General features: G+C 65.4%; 9 protein-coding genes. 2 read left to right on the forward strand and 7 right to left on the reverse strand.

What is annotated here, in order from left to right:
* Positions 1-150: 150 nt before the first annotated feature.
* Complete coding sequence (locus C1A15_RS11615) at positions 151-1,143, forward strand: hypothetical protein (RefSeq protein WP_101722721.1); 993 nt, start codon at positions 151-153, stop codon at positions 1,141-1,143.
* Positions 1,144-1,492: 349 nt separating this feature from the next.
* Here C1A15_RS11615 and C1A15_RS11620 read toward each other — a convergent pair whose 3' ends face one another.
* From C1A15_RS11620 to C1A15_RS11650, 7 genes are all read right to left on the reverse strand, one after another.
* The gene (locus tag C1A15_RS11620) at positions 1,493-2,935 is read right to left on the reverse strand and encodes an MFS transporter (protein WP_101723781.1); all 1,443 of its coding nucleotides are present in this window, start codon (positions 2,933-2,935) and stop codon (positions 1,493-1,495) included.
* 155 nt (positions 2,936-3,090) lie between these two features.
* A complete protein-coding gene (locus C1A15_RS11625; RefSeq protein ID WP_101722722.1) occupies positions 3,091-3,963 on the reverse strand; it encodes a MaoC/PaaZ C-terminal domain-containing protein in 873 nt (290 codons plus the stop codon).
* 160 nt (positions 3,964-4,123) lie between these two features.
* Positions 4,124-5,728, reverse strand: a complete 1,605-nt coding sequence (caiC, locus tag C1A15_RS11630; RefSeq protein ID WP_245865008.1) for a crotonobetaine/carnitine-CoA ligase — start codon at positions 5,726-5,728, stop codon at positions 4,124-4,126.
* Between the two features lie 160 nt (positions 5,729-5,888).
* A complete protein-coding gene (gene caiB, locus C1A15_RS11635; RefSeq protein ID WP_101722724.1) occupies positions 5,889-7,100 on the reverse strand; it encodes an L-carnitine CoA-transferase in 1,212 nt (403 codons plus the stop codon).
* Between the two features lie 77 nt (positions 7,101-7,177).
* On the reverse strand, positions 7,178-8,329 hold the full coding sequence (gene caiA, locus C1A15_RS11640) for a crotonobetainyl-CoA dehydrogenase (protein WP_101722725.1): 1,152 nt from the start codon (positions 8,327-8,329) through the stop codon (positions 7,178-7,180).
* A gap of 84 nt (positions 8,330-8,413) precedes the next feature.
* Positions 8,414-9,409, reverse strand: coding sequence for an acetyl esterase (gene aes, locus C1A15_RS11645; protein WP_101722726.1), 996 nt, complete (start codon positions 9,407-9,409; stop codon positions 8,414-8,416).
* 99 nt (positions 9,410-9,508) lie between these two features.
* On the reverse strand, positions 9,509-10,819 hold the full coding sequence (locus C1A15_RS11650) for an MFS transporter (RefSeq protein ID WP_101722727.1): 1,311 nt from the start codon (positions 10,817-10,819) through the stop codon (positions 9,509-9,511).
* A gap of 301 nt (positions 10,820-11,120) precedes the next feature.
* On the opposite strand from C1A15_RS11650, the gene C1A15_RS11655 reads away from it, so the two are divergent.
* On the forward strand, positions 11,121-12,584 hold the full coding sequence (locus C1A15_RS11655) for a helix-turn-helix transcriptional regulator (RefSeq protein WP_101723782.1): 1,464 nt from the start codon (positions 11,121-11,123) through the stop codon (positions 12,582-12,584).
* The last annotated feature ends 74 nt before the right edge of the window (positions 12,585-12,658 follow it).

Consider the following 12,658-nt stretch of genomic DNA (forward strand, 5'->3'; position numbering starts at 1 on the left):
GCGGTTCCAACGCGATTTCCCCGCCGTTTCCACGCGGATCCAACGCGGTTTCCACGTGGGTCCAACGCCGTTTCCACGTCGCATAACGCTTGGTAAACAGCCTGTTCGGCACCTTCTCCATCCGGCGTTGCCCCATGATACGATCGGGTCATGAATATGTACATCAGTCATACTTCCGCCCTCGAGTTGCTCGCGAGCACGAACGCCAAGCCGCTCGCATGCACGTCAAGCGATCGTCGAAGACGGGTTCCCCGCCGCGACGGCGCTCCCCTCCCGTCCGTCGGCAAAGCGACGCGCGCGGATATCGAGGGGCTATCGAGCTCCGGATCGGCGTTCCTCACGCGCCCCGTGCACCTCCTCGTGCCGAACGCGAAGCTGAGGACGCGATGCGCAACCGTCCGCTGCCACGTGAGAAGCGGCCCGTTTCCCGCCCGCTCGTTCTTGCCCGTCGCCGCAAACGCGTTCTCGTCCTCTCCCGAGCTCGCCTTCGTCCAGATGGCCGAGTCGTTGGACCAGCCTCGGCTCGTCAAGCTTGGCGACGAGCTTTGCGGCACCTACGGCATCGAGACCGTCGGCATCGTGGACTTCGACAGAAAAACCCCTTTCACCACCGTCGATCGCCTGGAGCGGTTCCTGCTCAAAGCGGAACGTATGCCGGGACTCGAAAAGGCGCGAAGGGCCGCGCGCTTCATCGCGTCGGGATCGGCTTCGCCCATGGAAACGGCCGTCATCCTGCTGTTCTGCCTGCCGCCAAGGCTCGGCGGGTACGGCCTGCCCCGTCCCACGATGAACGGCAAGGCGAATCTCAGGAAGCAGGCATCCCTCAAGCCCTCCGAGCAACGCTACCGCTGCGACCTGCTCTGGGCGGACGCGAACATCGCCGTCGAGTACGACAGCTTCCTGCACCACAGCAGCCGCTCAGGTCTCGCCGACGATGCGAGGAGGAGAACCGACCTGCTCGTCAGAGGCGTGACGGTGGTGTCGATAACGGGCAGGACGGTATGGAATCTCATCGAGCTCGACGAGATAGCGCGGCTGCTTGCCAAACGCCTGGGCAAAAGGCTATGGACGAGCCGGGACGATTGGCGAAAAGCCCAACACGAATTGCACGGTATGCTGACCGGCTCCTTCTTCAGCGCATGAGAGATCCAGGAGGGGCCGTCCGCTGGCACGATCCGGCACGCTATGTGTGGCAAAATCGGATTTTTGGCAGATCGGAACCACTTGAGACGGGCGTTTTGACGCAACGAAAAAACGCGACCTGGGGTTTTGCCTGAAAGCGTCTCCGGAAAGAGCGCGGAACCTGCCAAAAACCCCATTTTGCCACACATCGGACCGCCCGAACGCGCACGGGAGGGTCTCAGCGGCGTCCCCTCCCGAACGCGCATGGGAAGGTTTCAGCGGCACCCCGAACGCGCACGCAGGCGCCGCAGGGCTCCCCGCCCGGACGCGCGCGTGGGCGCCGCAGCTCCCCTGTTCCGCGCTCGCAGCCTCACGCCCCGCGCGGGCTCGCGTCCCCCTCGTCGAGCGAGCTCGTCTCCAGAAGCGACTTGCCCTTCGTCTCGGGCGCCATGAGCACCGACAGCACGAGCCCGAGGATCACGAGGCCCGCGGCGACGAGCATGGTGGGCCCCACGCCGTAGGCTGCCAGGAACAGCGGCGTGCCGTACGTGGCGACGATGGTGCCGATGCGCGAGAACGCGATGGCGATGCCCACCGCCGAGGCGCGCACCTCGGTCGGGAACAGCTCGTTGGGATAGAGCCACTGCAGGATGCCCGGACCGCCGCTGAAGAACGCGTACAGGCCGAACCCGAGGATGATCACGAAGACAGGCGCGTCGGGGAACACGCCGAGGACGACGAGGCCCACGGCCATGAGCGCGAGCGAGCGGATGAGCAGCGGCCGCCGCCCCATCGAGTTCAGCCAGAACATGGCCGGGATGGAGCCGATGAGGAAGAACAGGCTGACCACGCTCTCGCCCAGGATGGCCTCGTGGCCCTGGCCCAGCCCGAAGGCCGTCATGATCTCGGGGCCGAACGTGTAGATGGCGTACATGGGCACCACCTGGCACAGCGTCAGAATGCCCAGGAACACGATGCGCTTGGCGTAACCGCCGGCGAATACCTTGCGCAGGCTGGTCTTCTCGCCCGGCTCCTCCAGCTCGAGCTCGACGCCCTCGCCGAACACGCGCTTCATGACGGCGTCCGCCTCCTCGGTACGGCCCTTCTGCGCCAGCCACATGGGCGACTCGGGGATGTCGTGGCGCCCGACCAGCAGGATGATGCAGGGAATGACGGCCGAGCCGAGCATCCATTGCCAGCCGTTGGGCACGCTGTAGAGGAAGTACCCCACGAACGCCGCCACGGTGGCGCCGAGGTACCAGGCGGCCGACACCATGCCCATCGAGATGGAGCGGTGCTGCTTGGGCGTGAACTCGGCGATGAGCGAGGTGGCTATCGGGTAGTCGGCGCCCACGAACACGCCGATGAAGAAGCGAGCGGCCACGAGCTGAAGCGGGTCGGCGCAGAACACGCTCAGGATGGAGAACAGCCCGATGGCAACGATGTCGACGATGAACATCTTCTTGCGCCCGATGCGGTCGGTGAGGTAGCCGCCCGCGATCGTGCCCACGAAGATGCCCAGCAGGACCGACGCGCCGATGGCCGCGCTCCAGGCCTCGTCGAGGTTGAACAGCGGCGTGATCTGCGTGAGGGCGACGCCGATGAGCGAGAGCACGTAGCCGTCGAGGAACGAGCCGCCGCTCGAGAAGAACGTGATCTTGCGGAGGAAGGGGGTCATGGCGACGTCGTCCATGGTCTTCTTGGCCGACTTCTTCACCTTGTCGACCACGTCCTCGCCGATCTGCTTGGCGCTGTCGGCGACCTCTCCCATGGGCGGGCTCGTCACCTGGGTCATCTGTTTCACGTTGCTCATGCTCATCATCTCCTTGCGTGCTTGAAAAACGGCCCCGCCCGCGTCAATCGCAGGAAGCGGTTCCGGGAGGGCAAGGGTCGGAACTATCCTTGGAGCGAAGCGACGGTCTTTCAGACCCTCGCCTCCCGGAACCGGCCCCCGCCCGGTTGAACCTGCTATTCCCACTCGCAGATGCCGAAGTTCAGGTGCGGCTTGGCACCGGTCTCGTCGGCGTCGGCGTCGACAAGCTGGAAGCGGATCTCGTTGTCGCCCACCTTCCACATGCGGGTCTCGAGCGCGGTGCCCGGCAGCACCGGCGAGGTGATGCGGGTCTTGAAGCGCGTCATGCGCTCGGGCTCGCCCGGGAAGAACGAGCTGATGATGTGGCGCATCGCGAAGCCGCCGAGGCTCACGCCGTGCGCGATGGGGCGCGCGAGGCCCGTCTGCTCGGTGTAGGCGAAGTCGATGTGCTGCTGGTGCCAGTCGCCCATGAGGCGGTAGATGAGCGGCATGTTGAGCGGCATGGTCTCGGCCACCACGGCGTCGGGCGCGCGCTCGGGCATCTCGACGATGTCCTTCGGGGGCTTGGGACCTCCCCAGCCGCCGTCGTAGATGCACACGTCCCACGTCTCGGTCTCGCACAGAAGCGTGCCGTCGGAGGAGTAGGAGCGGCCCGTCTGCTTCGACAGGCAGCCGCGGCCCTCGCCGCGGTCGTACAGCGCGTCCTGGGTGACGAACGTCTCGATGCGGTCGTTCATCTTGAATGGCGCGTGCAGGCGGATCTCGAAGCCGTAGTGCAGCGAGCCGTCGTAGTCGTAGCCGTAGTCCAACGTGCGCGTCATCTCCTCGTGCACGGTCAGCGGCACGCCGAAGATGGGCAGCACCTTGAGCTCGGGATGGGCCGCATCCCCCTCGTTGACGTACTCGAGGTCGGTCTGGCCGTCGTAGCCGGCGTTGCAGCCGAGCGCGCAGATCTCGAGGTCCTTGAACGTGTACTCCCGTACGAACGGGCCGAACTCCTTGCCCACGATTTCAGTGCTGATTGCCATGGTCGTTCTCCTTAATCTCCCAATACAAAAAGGGCTTCCGAGCAACCGAAGCCGTTCGATTGCGCGCAGGCGAAGGCTCAGGGCGAGGGTCTGAAAGATCCTTGGAGCTAAAGCGACGGTCTTTCGGACCCTCGCCCCGGGCCTTCGCCGCCACCGCAGGTCACCGCAACAGCTTCTTCTCGATCTTCATGGAGCAGGTGCGGGGGAAGCTCTCCACGATCTCCACGAAGGAAGGCACCTTGAAGCCGGCCATGTGCTCCTCGCAAAAGGCCAGCACGTCCTCCTCGGTGAGCTTCGCGCCGGCGACCGGCAGCACGAACGCCTTGACGGCCTGGTCGCGGATCGGGTCGGGCACGCCGATGACCGCGGCTTCGGCGATGAGGGGATGGCCCGCCAGCACGTTCTCGAGCTCGGTGGTGGAGATGTTCTCCCCCGCCCGCTTGATCATGTTCACCTTGCGGTCGACGAAGAAGAACCAGCCGTCCTCGTCCACGTAGCCCTTGTCGCCGGTCTTGAGCCAGCCGTCGGCGGTGAACGTGCGCGCCGTGGCCTCCTCGTCGTTGAAGTACTCCTTCATGATGGTGCGCCCCCGCACGCCGTGCACCTGGATCTCGCCCACCTCGTGCGCCTCGGCCTCCGTGCCGTCCTCGCGCATGATGCGCACCTCGTAGCCCATGCCCGCGCGTCCCACCGACGGCCACCGGCGCGCGCCCGTGGGCGGGTCGGTGAGCACCCAGCCGATGGACTCGGTGGAGCCGTACGTGTTCATGAGCGACACGCCGAAGCGCTCCTCGAAGGCCTCCTTCTCGGCATCGGACACCGGCAGGAAGTAGAGGATCTCGCGCAGCGTGTGGTTGCGGTCGTCGGGATGGGCGGGCTGCAGCATGAGCGTGCGCAGCATCATGGCCACGCACTGCGTGACGGTGGCCTTGAACTCGCGGATCTGCGACCAGAAGCGGCTGGCGCTGTACTTCTCCACCACGATGAGCGTGGCGCCCACGGTGAGCACCGGCATGAGGGCCGCCAGCTGGAAGTTGGAATGGCAGGCCGGCATGGTGGTGAGCAGGCGGTCGTCGCGCGTGAGCGCCACCTCCCAGTCGCCGTACAAACCGCTGAACAGGATGTTCGCATGGGTGAGCACGACGCCCTTCGGGCGCGACGTGGTGCCGCTCGTGAAGATGATCTCGGCCGGGTCGTCCGCGCAGAGCGGGCGCTCCTCCTCGAGCTCGGCCGCGGCCTCGGCCCGCAGCCGCGAGAAGTCGCGCAGGCCTTCATAGCGTCCGAGCGCGCCGCGGGCCTCCTCGACGCCTTCCACGTTGTCGTCTTCGGTGCGGGCCACGAGCACGCCCTTGGGCAGGTACGGGCCGCTTTCGCGCACCTCGCGGTACAGGTCGAGGAACTTTGGCTCCACGAGCGCGCAGGAGGCCTCGGTGCGCTCGAGCACGAACGCGGCCTCCTCCACGAGGTACTGCTCGTTCATGGGCACCATGACGGCGCCGATCTTCGCGAGGCCGAACAGGCACATCATGAACTCGGGGCACGTGCACAGCTGCACCGCCACGCGCTCGCCGGCCTCGACGCCCATGGACAAGAACACGTTGGCCGTGCGGTCGATCTCCTCGTTGAACGCGCGGTACGTGTACGTGCTCGTCGAGCCCGTGCGATCGCGGAAGATGAGGAACTCGCGGTCCCCGCAGGCGGCGACGAGGCCATCCCACAGGCTTCGCACCGTTTCGTTTCCCACGATGTCGGTCAATCGTCTCACCTTTTCCATCCATCGATCCCCTGGTTATCCGCACGATGCCGCCGTCGCGGGTGCGTGGCCCGCAAAGGCGGCGTCGTGCGGATGCGCGGCATGCATGCGGTCCGCGCATCCGCCGAGCGGACGGCCGGGAATGCAGCTTCCCGACCGTCGGGCGAACAGGCTAGCCGATCTTCACGACGCCGGCCGCGGCCAGCTCGTCGATCTGCTCCTGCGTGTAGCCCAGCTTCGTCATGACGTCGACGGTGTCGCCGCCCTGGTTCGGCATCGGGCGCCAGATCTGGCCCGGGTTGTTCTTGAACTTCGGGAACACGCCGAGACCGTGGAACGTCTCGCCGTCGGCCGTCTCCCAGTCCACCCACGTGTTGCGGAGCTTCAGGTGCTCCTCCTCGACGAGGTCCTCCATGTCGTTGACCACCTGGGCGGCGATGCGGTGCGCCGCGAAGTCCTCCTCGATGTCGTACTTGGAGTTCGCCAGGCAGTAGTCCTCGAACGCCTTCTGGATCTCGTCTGCGTGCGGGTTGGACAGCCACAGTCCCGAGGTGTCCTCGGGGATGTCCTCGGTGCCCCAGAGATGGCCGAGGCCGATCGTCTCGAGGAAGTACTTGTTCTGGTCGACGCCGTACAGGCACACGCCCAGGAAGCCGTCCTTGCACTTGAACTCGCCGATGCCGCAGAGGTTCTGGTTGCGGGCGCCGGGACGGGGCCACTTGATGCCCTCGTTGAGGTAGTCGACGAGGTAGTACTGGCCGATGGCCAGCAGCGTCTCGTACATGGCCAGGTCGATGCTCTCGCCCTTGCCGGACTTCTCGGCCTTGTAGAGAGCCGCGAGCGCCGAGGAGGCGATCATGAGCGTATTGAAGTAGTCGCCGGCGTAGGGTCCGGGGAGCATGGGCTGCTCCTCCGTGCCGTTCTGCATGATGATGCCGGAGTAGGCCATGACCGTCAGGTCGTAGGCGGCGCGCTTGACCATCTTGGGGTCGCCCTCCTGGCCGAAGCCGGAGACGTGCACGATGACCATCTTGGGGTTGAGCTCCCACAGCACGTCGTCGGTGATGCCCTTGCGGGCCCACGTGCCGCCCTTGGAGGCCTCCATGAAGATGTCGGCGTCCTTCACGAGGTCGAAGAAGACCTTCTTGCCCTCTTCGGAGAAGTAGTTCAGGGCGACGGAGCGCTGGTTGCGGCGCTCGGCCTGCTTCACGTACGCGGTGTCGCGGATGGTGTCGCCCGCGCCCGTGTTCTCGAGCCAGACGACGTCGGCGCCCCAGTCGGCCATGAGGTCGGCGGCCTTCGGGCACGCCAGCTCCACCGCCGCGTAGACGACCTTGACGCCGTCGAGGGGGCCGTACGAGGGCTTTTCGGTAGGTAGTGCCATGGTTGAAATCCTCCTTGTTTCGCATGGGTTTCATGAAGCGGGGGCGTAGGGAGCGCCCCCGCAGGCGTACGGTGCGCTTACTTCTGCTTGTACTTGATGGAGGCGCCCTTGGAGGTGGCGAGGATCATCATCTCGTCGGTGCCGCCGGAGACGCGGTCGACGCGCAGGTCGCGCCAGATGCGGTTGATGCGGTGCTCGCTGGCCACGGCGATGCCGCCCATGATCTGCATGGCGTCGTCCACCACCTGGAAGGAGGCGTTGGCGCAGTAGTACTTGCACATGGCGGCCGCGGCCGGGTCGAAGTCGCCGCCGTTGTTGTCGGCGTTCCAGGCGGCCTCGTACAGCATGTTCTTCATGTTCGTCAGCTTGATGCACATCTCGGCGATCTTGAGCTGGTTGAGCTGCTGGCGGCTGATCGGCTTGCCGAAGGCGATGCGGGTGTTCGCGTGCGCCATGGCGTCCTCGAACGCGCTGATGGCGGTGCCGTAGTCGCAGGCGCCCACGAGCCAGCGCTCGAAGTTGAAGTCGGACACGCCGCGCATGAAGCCGTTGCCCTCCTTGCCGAAGATGTCCTTCTCCTCGAGCTCCACGTTGTCCATGTAGACCTCGCAGCAGCTGTCCATGCGCAGGCCCAGCTTGGTCAGCGGGGACAGCTTCACGCCCGGCTTGGACATGTCGAGGAAGAACTCGGTGAACACGCTCGGGTCGTCGGCGTTCTTCGCCATGATGACGAGGTACTTCACGCCCAGCGAGGAGGTGATGAAGGTCTTGGTGCCGTTGAGGTAGATCTTGCCGTTCTCGCGCTTGTACGTCGTGGCCAGCGCGCCCACGTCGGAGCCGGCGCCCGGCTCGGTGCAGGCGGAGTTCCAGATCTGCTCGCCGGAGCCCAGCGTGGACATGACGGCCTCGATCTGCTCCTCGGTGCCCTCGCGGATGATGGTCTCGAAGCCCGGGAGCTGGTAGAGCACGTAGGTGGGGGCGCCGTAGCGGCCGAGCACCTCGTAGACGGCCATGAGCGTCACGGCCGGCTGCTCAAGGCCGAGGCCGCCGTGGCTCTCGGGGAGCATGATCTGGTCGAAGCCCAGCTCGCAGAGTCCCTTCACCCAGCGCAGCGGGTAGGCGTGCTGCTCGTCGCACTCGTGGAAGTAGGTCTCCCAGTTCTCGCTCTCCATGTACTCGCGGTAGCTATCGACGATCAGCTCCTGCTCGTCCGTCAACTTGAAATCCATGACGATCCTCCTTTTGGTGTTTGTGCAACGGGGGCTGATCCCCCGCTGTAGCCTTGGTTGGTCTTCCGGCCGCGACAGCCGGGCCTACAGCCCCAGCTGCTCGCGGTAGAAGGTCGCGCCATGCTCGAGGGCGTCGTTGGCCGCATCGAGCATCTTGGTGTAGTGCAGAAACGCGTGGATGACGCCCTCGAACACCTCGTAGCGCACGGGCGTGCCGTACTGCTCGCAGATGGCCGCCAACGTGGTGCTGTCGTCGCGCAGCGGGTCGTACTCCGCCGCCGCGATGTAGCAGGCCGGCATGTCGCGCTCCAGGTCGTTCAGGAACAGGTTCGCGTACGGGTTGGTTTCCAGCTCGGCGGGGTCGTTCGCGTACATCTGCATGTAGAACTGCCAGTCGGCCTCGGTGAGACCGTCCCACGGGCCGCCCAGAAGGCGCATCGAGGACGAGTCGGTCAGGCCGAACCAGCCGTAGAACAGCAGGCAGCACTTCACGAACCCGCTGCCGCCCAGCTCCTCGCGCAGGTACAGCGTGGCCGCGAGGCCCAGATGCGCGCCGCCGGAGTCGCCGGCGAAGGACAGGCGCTCGCCGTCGATGCCGTGCCGGGCTCCCTGCTCGTGCAGGTACGCCGCCACGGCGGCCACTTCCTCCACCGCGCTCGGGAACTTCGCCTCGGGCGACAGCCGGTAGTCCACGGCCACCACGACGACGCCCGTGTTCTGCGCCAGGATGCGGCAGACGCGATCGTGCGTGTCGAGGTTGCCCAGCACGAACCCGCCGCCGTGCACGTACACGATGGCCGGCGTGGCGGGCTCGGCCGCCGCACGGCCTGCGGCGGCCGCAGCGGTGGGATAGTAGTAGCGAACCGGAACGGCGCCGTGGGGGCCGTCGACCTCGGCGTCGAGCTGCTCCGCCATGACCGGGCCGCCCTCGGTCCAGTACGCACGGCCCGCCACGTAGTTCTCGCGCATGACCTCGAAGCCCACGCTCGTGTCGTTCGCGTCGCCCGCCAGCTCGTCCTCTTTGGCGAGAACCGCCTTCATCTGCGGGTTGATCTTCGACAGGACGTCGAGCTTGTTCATGATGCACGACCTTTCCGATTCGCGTTGGTTGATGAGGTGATTCGAGATGCGGGGGCGCGGCTCACGGCGGCGCGCCCCCGCATCGTTTCGGATGGAGACTTACGCCTTGACGGCCTCTTCTTCGACCTCGGCGGCATCCGCGGCGCCGAAGTGCTTCTTGATGCTGCGGAGCAACATGACCAGCGCGACGCAGCCGATGACGCCGAACATGATCTCGAAGCCGAAGATGCTCGAGAAGGCGGCCGTGCCCTGGGCGTCGATCATGCCGCCGTACCAGGTGTGGATGAACACGTCAGGCAAGAAGCCGATGACGGACAGCAGGCCGGAAGCGGTGCCGAAGATGGCCATGGGGATCTTGACCTCGGACAGCGGCGAGGAGCCGATGGAGAAGGCGCCGTAAGTGGTGAAGCCGAACACGACCACGAGGATGGAGGCAACCATCGCGCCGGAGGGATCCTGCGGGAACAGGATGAAGCCGACGAGCACCGCGATGGACAGGATGAAGCCGCCCAGGATGGTCTTCGAGGGGCTCTTGATCTTCGTGGCGATGAAGCCGACGATCGGGCCGGCGATGAGGCCGATGCCGTAGGTGCGGATGAGGCCGACGATGTTCACGAGGTTGCCGTCGGCGTTGAAGCACTGCGTGAGGTACGGCGTGGTGTAGGTAGCGCCCTGGTACACGGCGTAGCAGGCGAAGTACGCGACGCAGGCCCAGATGACGCCGGGATGCTTGATGGCCTGGATGGCCTCCTTGACGCTGAACAGCTTCGCGTCCTTGTTGATCTCGCCCTTGAAGTCGGGGATGATGAAGAAGGAGATCACGCCGAGGATGGCGATGACGATGCCCAGGAAGATGAGCATGGCCTGCACGCCGGCGGAACCGGAGATGGCGGCGATGATGGCGGCGTTGATGAGGCCGATGACGAGGCCGGTGACGCCGTAGATGGAGTAGCTGATGCCGATCTTGGAAGCGTACTCGTTCTCCTCGCAGCACAGGCGGATGACCTTGAAGCGCGTGCCCCACCACACGAGGATGGAGGTGACGCCCATGAGCACGAACAGGATCAGGCAGATCTGCACGGAAGGCAGCATCGCGTACACGAACACGAGCACGGCGGTGGCGATGAAGCCGACCCATGCCAGCGTGCGCATGCGGAACTTGTCGGCCACGATGCCGGAGGGCAGGTAGCAGATCATGGCGGCGATGCCGTACGCCGACACCATGAGGCCGAGGTCGGCGTTCGTGGCGCCGAGCGCCTGCATCAGCGGATCGTAGAACACGTTCTTCAGATACATCGGCGCGTAGATGATCGACGAGCCCATGGAGATGAGCACGACGAGCGCCCACTTGTGCAGGGTGGAGAGTTCCTTGTAGGTAACCTCTCCCTTGCTCTTGGCAAGCAGTGACATCCTTACTTCCTTTCTCCTTGTCTGCGCCCGGTCTCTCAGTCGGTCGCCGGCACGTTCATGGCGGCGACCGGCGGTGAACCGAGCCGTTGGGTGCATTCTGTTCGCAGAGCGTTGTTTTGCCATCGCAAAATCACCACTAATTGCCCTAATACTTACTTTCTTGCGAGGCGTTACCGTGGAAATAGTGATAGGTTTTCACGGTGATGAATCGGGAGGGGGCATGGCGCGTTATGATGCGTTATGGCAGCTCAACGACATCATCATCCATCGCTAACGGGAGATAGGAAGGATGGTCGGCTTCATGACACTCCAAGCGGAAGCAGCGCCTGAGTTGAAAACGGGGAAAGCGGGCTCGTTAACCGAATTCGCGACCCGTCCCGCATTGAAATACGTCGGTTTCGCGCTTCTCCTGGCATGGCATTACGCCCTGTGGTTCGTGCCGCACATGTTCTCGCAAACGGAGCTGCTCGACGAGCGCGTAACCACCTCCTGGCTCGTGAACCTGGGCGCCACGGTCGTGTTCCTGCTCCTGATCGCGTTTCTGCTGGGACGCAAGCGCCACCTCTCGTCGTTCCGCTGGCTCTTCGTCGCCTCGCCGGCCCTCACGTGCATCGCGACGCTCGCGCTGTGCCTGCTGCCGCAGGCGTTCACCGTCCCGGGCCTCGCCTACGCGCTGTCCTTCTTCCTCGGCGCCACCGAGTCCGTCATGTGGATACTCTGGGGCGAGCGCTACGCCTGCGTGAAGGCGAACTTCTCGCTGCGCCACATCGGCACGACGTTCGGCTTGGCCCTGCTCGTCACCATCGCGCTGGCGTGGGCGCTGCCCACCTACGTGACGACGGTGTTCGTCTCGTTGCTGCCCATCGCTTCCGGCGCGCTGCTCGTGGCCGCCCGCCGCGACGGGGCGCACTCCTTCCCCGTGCTGCTGCCGAAGAGCGCCGCGCAGGGCGGCCTCAAGAACATGGTGGTGGTGAGCGCCATCACGTTCTTGGCGAGCACCGCGTGCTACTTCCTCGTGGCCATCATCCCCTGGGAGGCGCTTCCCACCGGCGACCTCAGCTTCACGCTGGGCATCCTCGGCGGCGCCGTCCTCATGCTGGGCATCGCGGGCATCAGCATGGTCTCGAAGGACAAGGCCAACATATTCAAGATGTTCCCCTGGCTCATCGTGCTGCTCATCGCCGCGTTCGCGCTGTTCTTGGCCGACGAGGCCGCCTTCTTCCCCTCGTTCATCATGGCGACCGGCATCTCGTCGCTTCTGGAGATCCTCCTCATCATGTACTTCGGCATCCTCACGTCGAAGGGCTACGTGACGCCGGCCGTGGCGTTCGCCTTCTCCGGCGCGTTCGTGCGCGCGGGCATCGCCGTGGGCAACACCTGGGCCGTGGGCTACGAGCACGCGCCCGACCTGGCCTTCGCCATCACGCCCGAGACGTGCCTGGGGCTCATGTGCGTGCTGGCCGTGCTGCTGGTGCCGCTCGTGCGCCAGGAGTTCAACATCGTGGCGCTGACGGCGGCCCCGCCCACGAAGGCCGAGATCGACGAGATCTGCTCCGAGGTGGCCAAGGAGTTCAGCCTGTCGGGTCGCGAGGCCGAGATCCTCGTGCTCATCGCGCGCGGCTACACCACGAACAACATGGCCGAGAAGCTGGTGATCTCGCCGTACACGGTGAACACCCACGTGCGGCACATCTACGAGAAGATGCAGATCCACAAGCGCAGCGAGCTGCTGAACTACCTCAACATGCAGCGCAGCGACTTCTAGAGGCGCCGGAGCGGCGCCGCGCGCGCAAAAAGGCAAACTTCGACGCGGACGCGGGGATCCTCGCGTCCGCGTCA

It is taken from the genome of Eggerthella timonensis (assembly GCF_900184265.1).
Taxonomy (GTDB): domain Bacteria; phylum Actinomycetota; class Coriobacteriia; order Coriobacteriales; family Eggerthellaceae; genus Eggerthella; species Eggerthella timonensis.